This window comes from Brevibacillus sp. JNUCC-41 (assembly GCF_014844095.1).
GTDB lineage: Bacteria > Bacillota > Bacilli > Bacillales > DSM-1321 > Peribacillus > Peribacillus aracenensis.
This window is the reverse complement of record NZ_CP062163.1, coordinates 315437-330925: the sequence shown is the minus strand read 5'-3', so window position 1 is coordinate 330925 and position 15489 is coordinate 315437. Positions and strand designations below refer to the sequence as shown.

At 42.9% G+C, this 15489-nt stretch carries 15 protein-coding genes and 1 riboswitch; of the genes, 13 read left to right on the top strand and 2 right to left on the bottom strand.

Features of this window, described 5'->3' with window-relative positions; all coding sequences use genetic code 11:
- The first annotated feature begins 154 nt into the window (after window positions 1-154).
- The 6 genes from JNUCC41_RS01605 (at window position 155) to rarD (ending at window position 7825) form a co-directional block, all read left to right on the top strand.
- On the top strand, window positions 155-1303 hold the full coding sequence (locus JNUCC41_RS01605; RefSeq protein ID WP_192206071.1) for a cysteine desulfurase family protein: 1149 nt from the start codon (window positions 155-157) through the stop codon (window positions 1301-1303).
- Entirely contained in the window at window positions 1300-2511 is a 1212-nt protein-coding gene (gene thiI / locus JNUCC41_RS01600; protein WP_192206070.1) for a tRNA uracil 4-sulfurtransferase ThiI, read from the top strand. Before JNUCC41_RS01605 ends, thiI begins: the two co-directional genes overlap by 4 nt.
- Window positions 2512-2593: 82 nt before the next feature.
- Window positions 2594-2800 carry an alpha/beta-type small acid-soluble spore protein gene (locus tag JNUCC41_RS01595; RefSeq protein WP_125160175.1) on the top strand — a complete coding sequence of 69 codons (207 nt, stop codon included), beginning with the start codon at window positions 2594-2596 and terminating at the stop codon, window positions 2798-2800.
- A 677-nt stretch (window positions 2801-3477) separates the two neighbouring features.
- A complete protein-coding gene (mbcS, locus tag JNUCC41_RS01590) occupies window positions 3478-5061 on the top strand; it encodes an acyl-CoA synthetase MbcS (RefSeq protein ID WP_192206069.1) in 1584 nt (527 codons plus the stop codon).
- A 152-nt stretch (window positions 5062-5213) separates the two neighbouring features.
- Window positions 5214-6815 carry an amidohydrolase gene (locus JNUCC41_RS01585; RefSeq protein ID WP_192206068.1) on the top strand — a complete coding sequence of 534 codons (1602 nt, stop codon included), beginning with the start codon at window positions 5214-5216 and terminating at the stop codon, window positions 6813-6815.
- Window positions 6816-6895: 80 nt separating this feature from the next.
- Complete coding sequence (gene rarD, locus JNUCC41_RS01580; protein ID WP_192206067.1) at window positions 6896-7825, top strand: EamA family transporter RarD; 930 nt, start codon at window positions 6896-6898, stop codon at window positions 7823-7825.
- 68 nt (window positions 7826-7893) lie between these two features.
- Here rarD and JNUCC41_RS01575 read toward each other — a convergent pair whose 3' ends face one another.
- On the bottom strand, window positions 7894-8721 hold the full coding sequence (locus JNUCC41_RS01575; RefSeq protein ID WP_228467488.1) for a protein-glutamine gamma-glutamyltransferase: 828 nt from the start codon (window positions 8719-8721) through the stop codon (window positions 7894-7896).
- Window positions 8722-9012: 291 nt separating this feature from the next.
- Window positions 9013-9122, top strand: a riboswitch (TPP riboswitch).
- Window positions 9123-9256: 134 nt separating this feature from the next.
- On the opposite strand from JNUCC41_RS01575, the gene JNUCC41_RS01570 reads away from it, so the two are divergent.
- From JNUCC41_RS01570 to JNUCC41_RS01550, 5 genes are read left to right on the top strand one after another with little or no spacing between them, the layout of a single operon-like run.
- On the top strand, window positions 9257-10261 hold the full coding sequence (locus JNUCC41_RS01570) for an ABC transporter substrate-binding protein (RefSeq protein WP_192206066.1): 1005 nt from the start codon (window positions 9257-9259) through the stop codon (window positions 10259-10261).
- 11 nt (window positions 10262-10272) lie between these two features.
- Complete coding sequence (locus tag JNUCC41_RS01565) at window positions 10273-10557, top strand: thiamine-binding protein (protein ID WP_034309193.1); 285 nt, start codon at window positions 10273-10275, stop codon at window positions 10555-10557.
- On the top strand, window positions 10554-11336 hold the full coding sequence (locus tag JNUCC41_RS01560; protein ID WP_192206065.1) for an ABC transporter permease: 783 nt from the start codon (window positions 10554-10556) through the stop codon (window positions 11334-11336). Before JNUCC41_RS01565 ends, JNUCC41_RS01560 begins: the two co-directional genes overlap by 4 nt.
- Window positions 11320-12063 carry an ABC transporter ATP-binding protein gene (locus tag JNUCC41_RS01555; RefSeq protein WP_192206064.1) on the top strand — a complete coding sequence of 248 codons (744 nt, stop codon included), beginning with the start codon at window positions 11320-11322 and terminating at the stop codon, window positions 12061-12063. The genes JNUCC41_RS01560 and JNUCC41_RS01555 overlap by 17 nt, the downstream gene beginning before the upstream one ends.
- 15 nt (window positions 12064-12078) lie before the next feature.
- On the top strand, window positions 12079-12849 hold the full coding sequence (locus JNUCC41_RS01550) for a TatD family hydrolase (RefSeq protein ID WP_192206063.1): 771 nt from the start codon (window positions 12079-12081) through the stop codon (window positions 12847-12849).
- Between the two features lie 35 nt (window positions 12850-12884).
- Here JNUCC41_RS01550 and JNUCC41_RS01545 read toward each other — a convergent pair whose 3' ends face one another.
- Window positions 12885-13685: an NAD kinase gene (locus JNUCC41_RS01545; protein WP_192207996.1), complete on the bottom strand. Its 801-nt coding sequence runs from the start codon at window positions 13683-13685 to the stop codon at window positions 12885-12887.
- 206 nt (window positions 13686-13891) lie between these two features.
- Between JNUCC41_RS01545 and sppA the strand changes: the two genes are divergently transcribed.
- Together sppA and JNUCC41_RS01535 are read left to right on the top strand one after the other, a co-directional pair.
- Window positions 13892-14893: a signal peptide peptidase SppA gene (gene sppA, locus JNUCC41_RS01540; RefSeq protein WP_192206062.1), complete on the top strand. Its 1002-nt coding sequence runs from the start codon at window positions 13892-13894 to the stop codon at window positions 14891-14893.
- A gap of 12 nt (window positions 14894-14905) precedes the next feature.
- Complete coding sequence (locus tag JNUCC41_RS01535; RefSeq protein ID WP_228467486.1) at window positions 14906-15445, top strand: RDD family protein; 540 nt, start codon at window positions 14906-14908, stop codon at window positions 15443-15445.
- The last annotated feature ends 44 nt before the right edge of the window (window positions 15446-15489 follow it).

Genomic DNA, 15489 nt, shown 5'->3' with positions numbered 1-15489 from the left:
TAAAAAAAGCAGGTCTCCTATCATTTCAGTGGACCAGTGTTTTACATTCTCTTTCAAATTCAATTATGTTAATATTAGAAGTTGCAACAGCAACATTCAAACTTATATTCAGTAGAGTGACCATCATAGATACAAAAACATGGAAGGTGAACCCATGATTTATTTTGATAATAGTGCAACAACAAAACCATATCCCGAAGTAATCGAATCATTCATGAAGGTTACTTCGGACTATTTCGGGAATCCCTCTTCGCTTCATGGACTTGGGGTGCAATCCGAAAAACTGCTTTCCGCTGCAAGAAAGCAGGTCGCTGATTTACTAAAGGTGAAGAGTTCGGAAATATATTTCACTTCCGGGGGGACGGAAGGAAATAATCTTGCCATCAAAGGGGCCGCCCAATCTCAGGGAAATCGCGGCAAACACATAATCACGACTGCGATTGAACATCCTTCTGTTGAAGATGCATGCCAATCATTGACGAAAATGGGCTATGAGATCACATATCTTCCCGTTAACGAATGTGGGCAAATTGATGTAACGGATCTTAAGGAAGCATTGAGGGAAGATACCATTTTGGTTTCCGTCATGCATGTTAATAATGAAGTTGGCTCGATACAGCCGATTGCTGAAATTGGCAAATTGTTAAAACAATACCCAAACGTGCTCTTTCATGTCGATAATGTACAGGGAACAGGCAAAGTTTCGTTATCATTGCGCGAAGCCAATGTGGATTTATGTACAATTTCCGGCCATAAGGTTCACGGCTTGAAGGGGACGGGCATCCTTTATGTTCGTGAAGGCGTTCGGGTCGATCCGCTTTTCCATGGTGGCAATCAAGAAACGAAAATCAGGAGCGGCACTGAAAATGTTGCAGGAATCGTCGCCCTATCGAAGGCTTTGCGTATTAGCATGAACAATCAATTGCTGTATCTTGATAAGCTGCAGCAAATCAAAACATATTTATATAAAGGCTTGAAGGAAATGGACGGGGTAATGGTTAACAGTCCTGAAGAGGGTGCACCCCATATTGTGAATTTTTCCGTTCCGGGGCTTAAATCCGAGGTATTGCTGCATGCACTTGAATCGGAAGGAATATATGTTTCGACGACCAGTGCCTGTTCTTCGAAAAAAAGGACGGTAAGCAAAACGGTGGATGCAATGTTCCATAATACAGCCCGTTCCGAAAGCGTCATCCGGATCAGTACTACCTATGGAAATGAAATGGAAGAAGCAAAGCAAGTTCTGGCGGCGATACAGAAAATAGTCGCTAATTTAGAAAAAATAATGAGGGTTGCAAAATGAAATTTGATCATATAATTATCCGTTATGGAGAAATCTCCACGAAAAAAAGAAACCGCAAAGGCTTTGTAGACAAAATGAAGGCACATATCCGCTGGAGTTTAAAAGATATAGAAGGTGTAGTGCTCACTGCCAACAGGGAGCGGATGTACGTTCTCCTGAACGGTGCGGACCATAAGCCTGTCATTGAGCGGTTGAAAGGCATTTTTGGAATTCAGTCATTAAGCCCTGCAATAAAAATAGAGCGTGATCTGGAAGTGATGAAAAATGCAGCACTGTATTATCTTAATCATACTCTTGAAGAGGTGAACACGTTCAAAATCACGACAAAACGCGCGGATAAGGATTTTCCATATAATACAGATGAAATTAACAGGGCAATCGGCGGGCATTTACTTCGAAATACAGAAGATTTAAAAGTGGATGTAAAGAACCCTGATTTGAACCTGCTAGTGGAAGTGAGACGCGAAGCCGTGTATTTGACAGGTGAAATCATCCAGGGGGCAGGCGGTCTTCCATTCGGTTCAAGCGGGAAGGCGATGCTGATGCTTTCAGGCGGGATTGATAGCCCTGTTGCGGGATTCCTTTCGATGAAACGGGGATTGGACGTGGAAGCGATCCATTTTTATAGCCCGCCGTTCACAAGCGAACGTTCACGCCAAAAGGTCATTGATTTGGCAGGCAAGCTTGCAGAAATAAATGGAAGCATGAAAGTGCATATCGTTCCATTTACGGAAATCCAATTATTGATTCAAAAACAAATCCCGGAAAACTACTCAATGACTACAACCCGGCGTTTAATGATGCGGGTCGCCGATCGAATCCGTGAAAAGGAAGAAGCCATGGCACTGATTACCGGTGAAAGCCTTGGACAGGTTGCGAGCCAGACGATGAGCAGCATGTTTGCCATCAATGAGGTGACGAATACACCGATCCTGCGTCCGCTGATTACCATGGATAAGACAGAAATCATCAAAATTGCGAGAGAGCTCGATACTTTTGAAATATCCAATCTGCCGTACGAGGATTGCTGTACGGTCTTTACGCCGGCAAGCCCAAAAACGAAACCGAAACGTGAAAAAGTCAATTACTATGAAAGCTTCGTCGACTTTGAATCCTTGATTGAAAAAGCGGTCTCCGAAACTGAAATATTAACGGTTAAACCTGGTCAGACTTTCGATAAGGAAGAAGCGATGGAAGACCTATTTTAATATCCTGTAATTACCAATAAAATTGTGCGAATGAAGCCATGTGTTTTAACACACTCTATAATCACAAGGAGGTGAAAAACACATGGCAAACAACAACAGCTCAAACGAATTATTGGTACCTGGAGTTGAACAAGCTCTAGAGCAAATGAAATATGAAATCGCTTCAGAATTCGGCGTACAACTTGGTGCCGACACAACATCTCGCGCTAACGGTTCAGTTGGTGGAGAAATCACAAAACGCCTTGTTCAAATGGCTGAACAACAATTAGGCGGAGGATTCAACAGATAATTTAATAAACATGGCTACAGAGAGCGGGTTCTAACACCCGCTCTCTTTATTTTTGTTGACAAAATTCGTGGCGGCCGATAAAGTGTGAACCATTATATTAAACAAGATTTAGATATACTACATGATTTTTAACTGTTTTATATAATATGAAATCAGCTAGGACGTTGGTTTCCTCTCCAGGCACTCGCTTTCCGCGGGCGGTCCGGGAGCCTCCTCGGCGCTCTTTGCGCCTGTGGGGTCTCCCTTGGACACGCTTTTCCCGCAGGAGTCTCGTACCTTCCGTTCCAATCAACTGGATTGTTTTTTTAAGAAAAAACTATAGTTTGGTCTCATCCCTAACTTTGATTAAGAAATGATTACACTTTGGGTATTTCATTGTTAAATGAAAACTCACAGGATTGAAGAAATTTGCGACACCCCTGCTTGAAAAACTGGCAGGCCGAGACCCCACAGACGCTTGCTTTGATGAGGCTTGGCAGACAGTCGGCGGATTTCTGAAATCAACTGGAACGGTTTTTTTAGTGAAAACTGGATGTTCATCGAATTTGACTACAGTCTACAGAGGGCGGGTTCTAACACCCACTCTCTTTATTTAATTGTAAAAATAAATAGAAATATTAGAGAAGTATCTTGTATAATGAGTAGGTACTAAGAGTTCATAATTGGAGGGGAAGAATATGAAGCGTGAAGACTTATTGGCTCCGGAACATTACAACTTAGTTAGTGAAATGGAACGTTTTGCAAAAGATCCAGAAAAAGTTGCCGTCCTCTGGGAGAACGAAAACGGGGATAAAAAACAACTTACATATGAGAACTTATTAAAAAGTGCAAATAAAATCGGAAATGCCTTCAAGAAAAAAGGACTGGGTAAAGGTGATACGGTCCTTATCATAATCCCTCGTTTGGTGGAAGCTTATCAAGTGTATTTAGCCGCATTGAAAATTGGCATGATTGTCATACCTTGTTCCGAAATGCTTCGTGCGAAGGACTTGCAGTATCGAGTCAACCATGGTGATGTCAAAGGAATCATCAGTTACCATGAATATACTCATGAATTGAATGAAGTAGAAGGGGCGGAAAGCCTCCTCAAATTTTCAATCGGAAAACGAATCGAAAATTGGCTGGATTTGAATGAGCTTGCCGATGAGGAATCAGATCAGCTGCCCATGGCCGACACGAAGAGTGAGGATATGGCGTTCTTATCATATACTTCCGGAACGACAGGAAATCCAAAAGGGGTCGTCCATACACATGGATGGGCTTATGCCCATTTGAAAACGTCTGCGGCAAACTGGCTTGGCATAAGCGAAACGGATGTGGTTTGGGCAACGGCAGGCCCAGGGTGGCAAAAGTGGATCTGGAGTCCTTTCCTGGCGGTTCTAGGAACGGGAGCGACCGGTCTTGCCTATCATGGGAAGTTCGAGGCGAAAAAATATCTTCAGCTGCTTCAGGACTACAAAGTGAATGCATTATGCTGCACGCCGACCGAGTATCGATTGATGGCAAAGGCGGATAACCTTGATGACTATGATTTATCCCATCTTCATAGTGCTGTATCAGCGGGAGAGCCTTTAAATCAAAAAGTGTTCGAGGTCTTTAAAAACCATTTCCATATTGAAGTGCGTGATGGTTATGGACAGACCGAAAATACCCTGTTGGTAGGGGTAACGAAAGGCATGGATATTAAATTGGGCTCCATGGGCAAACCGACTCCGGGCAACCATGTGGAAATCATTGATGATTCAGGCAAACCTTGTTCTCCTGGCGTAGTGGGGGATATTGCCGTACATGTAGATACACCTGCTCTATTTAAAGAATATTTTAAAGATCCGGAGCGGACATCACAGCAGTTCCGCGGGGACTATTATATTACCGGTGACCAAGCGAAAAAGGATGAAGATGGTTATTTCTGGTTTGAGGGTCGATCTGATGATATCATCATCAGCTCGGGATATACGATTGGACCGTTTGAAGTGGAAGATGCACTCGTGAAGCATCCATTTGTTAAAGAGTGTGCCGTTATAGCAAGTCCTGATGAAATAAGGGGAAATGTGGTCAAGGCATATGTAGTCTTGATGGAGGATATCGATCCGAACAGTCAAGGCTTGATCCAGACGCTCCAAACGCACGTGAAGGAATTGACTGCCCCATATAAATATCCAAGGAAAATCGAATTTTTAGAAGAACTGCCCAAAACGACATCAGGTAAAATCAAACGGGTGGATTTACGGAAAAGGGAAGAAGCACTCCTTAACAATTGATTGAAAGCATTACCGTCAGCCCCAACGGCTGGCGTTTTTTTTATTACAGGTACTTGGATAAAAGCATAAATATGGGATTCCGTGATATGAGATGGTACACTTACTGCATATCTGCACAGTAACAATCATTTAATAAGGAGTGTAAAGCCGGAATGGGAACGTTATGGTTCAATGGGTCGATTTATACGATGATTAAAGAAAACGATCAAGTGAAGGCAGTCTTCACTGAAAAGGGGGTAATTGTTGATACCGGCAGCCAGGACTATTTGAAAAATGAATATGCCGGCAATATTTCCAGGGAAATCGACTTAAATGGACAAACGATGCTGCCGGGGTTAGTGGATAGTCACCTTCATTTGGTCGGGCATGGTGAAAGGCTGCTTCGTTTAGACCTCTCTTTGATGGATAGCAGGGAGGCCATCTTGAAATCCTTGAAGGAAAAGTGCTCAAAAACCCCGGCCGGAAAGTGGATTGTTGCCGAAGGATGGAATGAAAATGAATGGCCGAGTCCTGAATTGATATTACGGGATGAGCTTGACGAGATATCGACAGAACATCCCATCGTATTGAAAAGGATTTGCCGTCATGCCTTGGTGGTCAATTCCCGCGCCCTATTGGAAGCGGATATTAAAGAAGATATAAAGGAACCTACAGGCGGGGTGATCTGCCGTTATCCTGACGGGCGTTTAAATGGTTTATTTAAAGAAAGTCAAGCGCAGAACTTTATTTTAGACAGACTTCCCGGGATTGATCAAGAGTATATCGAAAACGCGCTCACAGAGGCCATAGAAGACGCATATAAGCTAGGTTTGACAGGGGGGCATACCGAAGACCTTTATTATTACAATGGCTTCATGCCGGCATATCAGGCGTTTAAATCGGTTATCGAGGACCGGGGAATGGCCTTTCGCGCCAATTTGCTCGTCCATCACAAAGCGTTTGAAGAAATGCTGGCAGCAGGCGGCGGCTATCAGAAAGGTACGCGATATATCAAATTTGACAGCATGAAGATATTTACCGACGGCTCCTTGGGCGGCCGCACAGCTCTGTTGAGCGAGCCTTATGTAGATCAAAAGGATACGAATGGAGTCGCGATATTCACTGAAAACGAGCTTCAGGAATGGGTGAAAAAAGCAAGGGATGCCGGAATGCCGATTGCTGTACATGCGATTGGCGATCTCGCTTTTGAATACGTCCTGAATGCAGTAGAAGCCCTCCCGCCAATAAAGGGGCAGAGGGACCGGCTCATCCATGCGCAGATTGTCCGGCCGGAGCTGTTGGAGCGGGCGGCAAAACTGCCGGTAATCTTTGATATCCAGCCGGGTTTCGTCCCTTCCGATTTTCCGTGGGTGGAAGAAAAGGTTCCAGCCGATCTACTGGAATCCTCCTATGCCTGGAAAACCTATTTGAATTTGGGCATCATTTGTGCGGGAGGGTCGGATGCACCCATTGAACCATTAAATCCAATTTTGGGCATTCATGCAGCTATCACAAGGAAGAAAATCAACAGTGAGGACCCGACCGTATATGGCTTGGGCGAAAGGCTTTCCGTATACGAGGCTTTCTCACTGTATACAAAAGGGAGTGCTGCAGCAATCGGCCAGGAAAAGCGCCGCGGTGTGATCAATGAAGGGTACGATGCCGATTTTACCGTATTTAATCTGGATGTTTTTGCTGTGGCGCCGGATGATCTCCTACAAGCAGAGGCGGTCATGACGGTCATCGATGACAAAATCATGTATGATAAAAAATAACAGTTGCAAAAAAAGAAATGGAAATACAAAATTATTAGATGGAATTAGATAAAGGAATGTAAATGGAAAGAAGGCTTGTTATGAAAGTGGATGAACAAAGAGAAGGGGCAATCTATGCAGCCCTTTCTTACATGATGTGGGGAGTCGTGCCGATTTACTGGAAGTTCCTTCAGGGAGTCGGTGCAACAGAAATTTTAGCTCAGAGGGTATTATGGTCTTTCGTGTTCATGCTGGTTTTATTGATGTTCATGAAAAAATGGCAAGCGTTTCTTGATTATGTCAAAAACATAATGGGAAATCCCAAACTCTTTACGGCATTACTAACGGCGTCACTGCTTGTTACAGCTAATTGGGGAGTGTTCATCTGGGCCGTTAACTCAGGACGGATCCTCGACACGAGCCTTGGATATTATATCAATCCGCTAGTCAGTGTACTATTGGGAGTGATAGTCTTAAAAGAAAAACTGAGCCGGGCCCAAATCATTTCATTCCTGCTTGCAGGAATCGGAGTCTTGATCCTTGGCATTCATTTCGGCACCATCCCGTGGATCTCTCTTGTTTTGGCCATGACGTTCGGATTATACGGTCTGGCAAAAAAAATGATCAAGGCCGAATCGGCGATCGGGCTGACGCTCGAAACGATGATGGTAACGCCTCTTGCCCTGGGTTACCTGATATACTTGATGAACCAATCAGAAATGCAATTCTTTACAGAGGGAAGTACAAGCTTGCTGTTGGTGGGCGGCGGGATTGTCACGGCATTGCCTCTTTTATATTTTGCGAAAGGGGCGGAGAAGATCCCGTTATCGATGCTTGGCATTTTTCAGTATATCGCTCCGACCTTATCTTTATTGATCGGGGTATTCGTCTATCATGAAAGTTTTACCAAAGCACACCTTTTAGCCTTTTTGTTCATATGGTCAGCCTTGGCTGTTTATACATTATCCATAACGAAATGGGGTCAGGCAAGTGCCCGCAGGTTCAAAGGCAAAGGGAATATTGGTGCGTGAATAACAAAAAATGCTCGGAGATTTCTCTCCAAGCATTTTTTTATGCCGGTTAGGAGAAAATGCCCGGGTCATGAAAGGTAAAAACTCGAACCTATTTCTGATACAATACAATTGGAAAGGCTGACAGGACTGTAATCGGACTTTGCACGGGGGATATTTTGTTGGAATTGACTATAGAAGGAACTATCCAGGAAAATGATATGATCTGTCAGGAATGCCGATATGGTGGCGAACGGCTTTCTATTGCTATTTAATTCATCGATGATTCCCTGTGAACTGGTAATCCCGATCCCATGGCCATATAAGAGGTCTTTTCCTAATAATATGGCATTTTCACCTTGCCATTCAGGAGTTGCCAGGTCGTGCTCAGGGTTTTTGAAGTAAAGGCAATCACCTGGTAAATAATCCCTTCCTTTATGAACAATGAGTTCCATATTTTGTGGAGGGTGCCAGTCATATAAAACTAGGTTTGAAAAAAGGTCGTCGAAATTCCTAGGGCCGATCAAATCCAAAATGGCCTTTAAAAAAGTGACGACTATTGCAGTCCCGCATTCAAAAGCATAAAGCCCTCCATTTATGAAAATATCAACGAGTGCAGCATGAGGGAGAACCCCTGGCTGAAGGGTAAAGGTGCCATCCTTTGAAAGGTGCCAATATTGTTGATTGGATGCCGATTCTTCAAGTGTGGAAAATTCTGCATTACTTTTATCCAACGCAATAGCTGCCGCAATGACCCGGTTCCTCAGTTGTATCTCGAAATTAAACATTCTAAAGTTCCGATATTCAAAAATGTTGGAATCCTCCGCCAGCAATTGGACGATTTCAAGTGATTTCGCAGATACTATTCCTGGTTGGATTTGACTGACATCTAACCGTTTGTGATTAATCTTTATCATGATCATATCCACCTTTTACTTATGAAATGAACGGTTTATAAAACCGGTAAACAAAAATGTTTACATATAATGCTCATTATATGAATGCAAGCTTTGAATTGACTATTTGGAACGTGACAGCTGAGAATGATTGGAATGAAAAGAGGCAGAATTTTTTTTGCTTTTATTCCAAAAGATGTTTTGCTAGAAATCCTAGAGTGCAGGAATACCTCTCCGATTAGCGAGAAGAAGCAAATTAGTATTCCTTTTTCCCCATGAATTGATATAATGAGAGAGAAAAGTTCATATGTACGAGAAATGTAGGGGGGCCAGTACTGCTGGCTGAGATTGCATCCTTTAGATGCTGACTCTTTGAACCTGATCTGGATGATGCCAGCGGAGGGAACATATTATTACTGACTTTCTGTTTTGTATGTTAACGTCCGAATCCATCTTCGGGCGTTTTTTGCTTTTTCATCCAGTATTTGAATAAACCCTGGAGCCCCATTATGGTTCCGGCATATGGATCTTATATGATGTGTAGGAGGATAATGACTTGAATAAATTCTTGCCACTGTTAACTTCGTTGTTCCTTTTGGCTGGATGCGGTGCAGGCGGAACTAATGAAAAAGAAGAAGCATCTAAAAATGAAGGAAATGAAAAATTAAAAAAAGTATCGGTCGTGCTCGATTGGACACCTAATACAAACCATACAGGATTGTATGTAGCCAAGGAAAAAGGTTATTTTAAAGAACAAGGTCTTGATGTGGAAATCATCATGCCAGGTGAAGCCGGGGCTGATAAGCTTGTCGCTTCAGGGAAATCTGAATTTGGCGTGAGTTACCAGGAGGGCATAACGCAGGCCCGCGTGCAGGGCGTGCCGATTGTTTCGGTAGCTGCCGTCATCCAGCATAATACCTCGGGATTCGCTTCACCTGAGGCAAAGAACATTAAAACTCCCAAGGATTTTGAAGGGAAAACGTATGGTGGCTGGGGGTCTCCGGTTGAAAAGGCCATCATTGATTCACTCATGAAAAAAGAAAATGCGGATGTAAATAAAGTGGATATAGTCAATACAGGAGACACGGATTTTTTCACTTCGGTTAAAAGGGATATAGATTTTGCCTGGATTTATTATGGATGGACAGGGATTGAGGCTGAATTGCGAAATGAAAAGCTTAATATGGTTTACTTAACCGAATACTCTGATAAGCTTGATTACTATACGCCTGTATTGACTACGAATGAAAAGATGATAAAAGAAGATCCGGAGACTGTTAAAGCATTCGTACATGCAGCTTCGAAAGGGTACCAGTTTGCGATCAAGAATCCTGATGATGCAGCGGACATGTTAATTAAATCTGCACCGGATCTTGATGCAAAACTAGTGAAGAAAAGCCAGGAGTGGCTGGCAGACAAGTATCAGGATGATGCTCCGCGATGGGGTGAGCAAAAGCTTGCAATTTGGAAGAATTACAGTGATTGGATGACTGAAAATAAGCTTCTTGAAGGTGATTTCAATCCTGAAAAGGCATTTACAAATGAATTTTTACCAAAATAGGAGGAAATACAATGGCCAACTCATTAATTAGCATACAGATCATTCCTAAAGGGGAAAATGTCATCCCCATGGTCGATGAAGCAATCAAGATCATTGAAGAATCAGGTGTCAAGTATGAGGTTCACCCGCTTGAAACGACAATGGAGGGTGAGCTTTCCGAACTTTTTGCCGTGATAGAAAAAATGAATGTAAGAATGATTGAAATAGGATCGCCGAATGTCATTTCCCAAGTGAAAATATTATATCAGCCAAGCGGGATAACGATGGATACGTTAACGGAGAAATATAGGGCATGAACGGAAGGGGAATTTGGAAGAAGGGGGCTCCCTTCTTTCTTTTATTATTGTTGCTGATAGTATGGGAGTCAGTGACAGTTTTATTGAAAGTCGAAGAATGGCTGTTTCCCGCTCCATCGGCCATTTTCATTGAAGGAATTGAGTCGTCCAGCAATCTATACGGACACCTTATATCCACAACCGAGCTTGCGTTGTCGGGTTTTTTTATTGGAAGCTGCATCGGCTTATTGATCGCGGCAATCTTACGCCTATTTCCAGGTGTGAAGGATGCGGTTTATCCTCTGCTCATACTATCACAAAATATACCCATCATTGTTCTGGCGCCGCTCTTGGTGATCTGGTTTGGCTTTGGCATGCTGCCTAAGTTAATCGTGATATCGCTTGTATGTTTTTTTCCGGTTGCGGTTGCATCATTGGATGGTTTACGCCAGACACCGTACGAACTTAAGCATTATTTCAAGATGATGGGAGCGGGAAAAAGCCAGTTATTTTGGAAGCTGGAACTTCCTCACTCGATTCCGTTCATTTTCTCCGGCCTGAAAATTTCGGCCACCTATAGTGTAATGGGTGCGGTTATTTCGGAATGGCTTGGAGCAAAATCGGGGATTGGTGTTTATATGACTCTCGCTTCCTCTGCGTTCAGGACAGATCGGGTGTTTGTTGCCATTTTCATCATCATGGGAATGAGCCTGATCTTTTTTGGAATCATCACCGTCCTGGAGAAATACTTAGTTTCTTGGAAGAGAAAGGAGGGGAAAAGGGATGAATCTGGAAATTAAAGATGTCTCCTATTCTTTCGATGGTAAACAGAATATATTGGAGAATATGAATTTCCATGTGGATGAAGGGGAATTTGTCACGATCCTTGGGCCATCAGGCAGCGGTAAAAGTACATTGTTCCACTTGATCGGCGGCATTTTGAAGCCGGATCAGGGAATCATTTCACTGGGTGCCAAAAAGATAAACGGCTTAAAGGGCCATATCAGCTATATGCCTCAGCAGCCTTCCCTTTTACCTTGGAGGACGGTAGTGGAAAATGTTTTGCTTGGAAGTGAACTTGCTGGGATCAGAGATAAAGAAAAGGCAAAAGCCCTATTGATGAAAGCCGGATTAGAAGAGTACGAGAAAGCATATCCGCATGAATTATCTGGAGGCATGAAGCAAAGGGCCGCATTCATCCGGAGTATCTTAAGTCCACAGGACTTGATGTGCCTGGACGAACCCTTTTCTGCCTTGGATGAACTGACAAGATTGCAAATGCAAAAATGGCTATTGTCGGTTTGGGAAGAAAATCGGAGGTCGGTGCTATTTGTTACACATAGCATAGATGAAGCAGTTTTCCTTTCAGATAGAATCTATGTGTTATCAGCAAAACCGGCTGCTGTCATCAAAGAAGTGGAAATTCCATTTCCAAGGCCAAGAAGTGAAGAACAGCTTCTTAGTGATGAGTTTTTTCATTTGAAGAGAGACTTATATGCAGCGCTGAAGCCAACTATTTCTACTTAAGGGAGGCGATTAAACTTGAGGATCATCGACAGTCATATCCATTTGGACAGGTATGACGTTGTTAAGCGGAAGCAGATTCTGACTGACATGGAAAAGGTTCATATGGAATCCTTACTGTCTGTTTCCATGAATTTGGCTTCTTCGATTAATAATTATCAGCTCTCACTGAAGGATTCACGAATAAAGCCTGCCTTTGGTTTTCATCCTGAGCAGCCCCTCCCAAGTGATGAAGAAGTGAACGAACTTTTGAACTGGATGCGGGAACATCATCAAGATATGGTTGCCATAGGTGAGGTTGGGCTGCCCTATTATTTAAGGCAGGAAAATCCCGATATTGATAAGTCAGCGTATATAGCGATACTGGAGAGGTTCCTGACCTTAGCTAAAGAGGTTGAAAAGCCGGTTATCCTCCATGCCGTACATGACGATGCACCCATCGTTTGCGACCTTTTGGATAAGCATCAAATCACAAAGGCACACTTTCATTGGTTTAAAGGCGATATCCGGACAGTCGAAAGAATGGCCGAAAAGGACTATCGCATTTCGATTACTCCTGATGTTTGTTATGAGAGGGAAATACAGGTATTGGTTTCGGAATACCCACTTAAGCTGATGATGATTGAAACGGATGGACCATGGCCGTTTGAAGGGGTTTTCAATGGGAAATGGACCCATCCCGGCATGATGCATGACAGTGTGCGCCAGATTGCTTCGATTAAAGGATTGCCGATTGAGGATGTCTATGAAATCCTTTATCAAAATACGAAAGATTTTTATCATATTTAAAGGTACCGGTTACCATACCCGGTACCTTTTTTAGTTCATAGAAAGGTCCTTTTAACCTTTTCCCAAAAGGAATTGTCTTTTAATTTAACGGTCTTGATGACTTTACCGCTTAACCGGACCTTTACTTTTTCGACATGATTGATACTTAGTGCTTCATTGTCCATTCCGATGATCGGATAGCTTGGTCCGTTTTCTTCAAGGTGGACGGTCAACGTCTTATCACCGCTTAAAATAAATGAGGAACCTAGGGTCCGATAGGTATTATTATTGACGGAAGCAAGCTCGCTCACTTGAAAGCAAGGGAGGAGGGGATCGACAACAGATCCATTGACCGATTTATTATAGGCGGTGCTTCCAGTCGGAGTCGCAATGATGATTCCGTCCCCGCGAAAAGTTTCAAAATGGAGTTGATCGATGAAAATATCCATGATGAACGTTTTGGTGATGGAAGACCGGATACTGAGTTCATTAAGGGCATAAAAGGAGGGTTGATCGTCCAATTGGATAGCGATGGTTGGGTATTTACGGACCTCGATTTGCTCTTTTGTCATGGCATCGATCATTTTATCACTGTCTTCCAAGTGGAAATCGCAATACATATTCAAGTTACCTGTGGTGGAAATGCCCGCATATAAACAGTCATCCCTGAATCCGGTTTTCCGGGCTGCCTGCAGGAATGTGCCGTCATCACCGATGCTTACGATGATGTTTGCTTTCGTGAAATCCTGGATGACTTCATACGAATGTTGATTAGCCAAGTCCGACAAGTATTCTACCTTGCTAATCATCTCTGCATTCGGTGCATGGAAAAAATAAATATTCCTTCGAGTGTTCATCATGTTCCCCCCTAGTATGTATGGTGATGAAAGGGCTTTCTTTATCCTGTTTACGATAAATGCAATTTGTGCATAATGGACCAATGCATTTCCAATTTGAGGATTCTTTGCTACAATTTTATATGTCTTAGTTTATCATGGAATGAAACATTTTTGTCATTAGTTCGTATGGTAAGAAGGATACATATATTTAAGGGGGAAAACAGATGAATGGAAAGCGTTGGGCGGCACTTGGAATCGCAGCCGTTTTATTTTTTGTCTCTATTGCTGTTGGGGCGGCTACGACTCTATTTACAGCGGATACGGAAAATATCATTGATGAATTATTTGCTTCCGAAAGTGCATTTAACGAGGAAGTCATAGAAGGTGATGATTTCTCAAATGTTATTGCCGTATTTGATGTAGAGGGCACGATTCAAGATACAGGAGAAGCCTCATTACTTAGTTCAGCAACATATAATCACCGGGCCTTCATGGATAAGCTGAAGATGGCAGAGGAAAATGATGATATCAAAGGAATCATCCTTCGGGTGAATTCTCCAGGCGGCGGTGTCGTCGAAAGTGCAGAGATCTATGACAAGATCCTAGATATCAAGAAAGTGAAAAAACCTGTTTATGTTTCCATGGGATCAATGGCGGCTTCAGGCGGATATTATATTTCTGCACCAGCCGATAAGATTTATGCTAGCCCGGAAACGATGACGGGTTCACTAGGCGTCATCATGCATGGGTATAATTACGAGAAGCTGGCCAAGAAGTATGGTGTCGAGTTCGAAACCATCAAAAGCGGACCACACAAAGATATAATGAGTCCAACCAGGGAAATGACTGGGGAAGAACGAGAAATACTGCAGAACATGATTAATAATTCTTATGATCAATTTGTAAAAGTCATTGCAGACGGACGCGGAATGACAGAGAAGGAAGTAAGGGAAATTGCCGATGGACGCATTTATGATGGGCGTCAGGCTAAAGAAAACCATCTAATCGATGATTTCGGTCATTTGGATGATGTAATTGCCGCAATGAAAACGGATATCGGTAAAAAGGATGCTCAAGTTATCCGTTATACAGATGAGGCAGGTTTCGGTTCATTATTCAGTATGGGTGCGCAAAAAATGTTGGGAAATGATGTGGAAACGGCAGTCTTGACAAAAATCCTTTCCTCTTCAAATTCTCCACGCTTAATGTATTTGTATGCGGAATAGGGGGGCTGAAGGATGACGGAACGAAATGAAAACAATGAACAAATCGCTTCATCCAATCTAATGGCAGATCAAGAGGTTCCCGTTCAGCAGGAATTTACACCAGCCAGTAAGACTGTGGATGATGACGGAGTCAAGAAAGTGCATTTTGCTGGTTTTTGGATGAGGTTTTGGGCCTATTTAGCAGATTTATTGGTTATCGGAAGTTTGAACCGGATTTTGATTCATCCGATCTTCAAGTTTTATGAAGGGACAGATGACCTCTGGTTTTCCGCAGAGGGCTTCTTAACGGGGGTCGTATTCTTCCTATATTTTGTTTTAATGACCAAATTCTTGAACCAGACCCTTGGCAAGATGATTTTTGGACTGAAAGTCGTTGCATTGAAGGAAGAGAAAAAAACCATTTCATGGGGGACGATATTGTTCAGGGAGCTGATTGGCCGCTATATTTCAAAAGTCACATGGATTGGCTATCTCTTGGCAGGCCTTTTACCGAAAAAGCAGGCTTTGCATGATGTCTTTGCAGACACGGGCGTTGTGTTGATCAGAAGATGATTCTTCCATTCATAAATCTGTAAGAGCGGAATTTTCGCTTTTGC

Excerpts from the sequence above, each read along its gene's own strand:
- JNUCC41_RS01605 (WP_192206071.1), top strand. The coding sequence starts at position 155 with ATGATTTATTTTGATAATAGTGCAACAACAAAACCATATCCCGAAGTA.
- thiI (WP_192206070.1), top strand. The coding sequence starts at position 1,300 with ATGAAATTTGATCATATAATTATCCGTTATGGAGAAATCTCCACGAAA.
- JNUCC41_RS01595 (WP_125160175.1), top strand. The coding sequence starts at position 2,594 with ATGGCAAACAACAACAGCTCAAACGAATTATTGGTACCTGGAGTTGAA.
- mbcS (WP_192206069.1), top strand. The coding sequence starts at position 3,478 with ATGAAGCGTGAAGACTTATTGGCTCCGGAACATTACAACTTAGTTAGT.
- JNUCC41_RS01585 (WP_192206068.1), top strand. The coding sequence starts at position 5,214 with ATGGGAACGTTATGGTTCAATGGGTCGATTTATACGATGATTAAAGAA.
- rarD (WP_192206067.1), top strand. The coding sequence starts at position 6,896 with ATGAAAGTGGATGAACAAAGAGAAGGGGCAATCTATGCAGCCCTTTCT.
- JNUCC41_RS01575 (WP_228467488.1), bottom strand. The coding sequence starts at position 8,721 with ATGATAAAGATTAATCACAAACGGTTAGATGTCAGTCAAATCCAACCA.
- JNUCC41_RS01565 (WP_034309193.1), top strand. The coding sequence starts at position 10,273 with ATGGCCAACTCATTAATTAGCATACAGATCATTCCTAAAGGGGAAAAT.
- JNUCC41_RS01560 (WP_192206065.1), top strand. The coding sequence starts at position 10,554 with ATGAACGGAAGGGGAATTTGGAAGAAGGGGGCTCCCTTCTTTCTTTTA.
- JNUCC41_RS01555 (WP_192206064.1), top strand. The coding sequence starts at position 11,320 with ATGAATCTGGAAATTAAAGATGTCTCCTATTCTTTCGATGGTAAACAG.
- JNUCC41_RS01545 (WP_192207996.1), bottom strand. The coding sequence starts at position 13,685 with ATGAACACTCGAAGGAATATTTATTTTTTCCATGCACCGAATGCAGAG.
- sppA (WP_192206062.1), top strand. The coding sequence starts at position 13,892 with ATGAATGGAAAGCGTTGGGCGGCACTTGGAATCGCAGCCGTTTTATTT.
- JNUCC41_RS01535 (WP_228467486.1), top strand. The coding sequence starts at position 14,906 with ATGACGGAACGAAATGAAAACAATGAACAAATCGCTTCATCCAATCTA.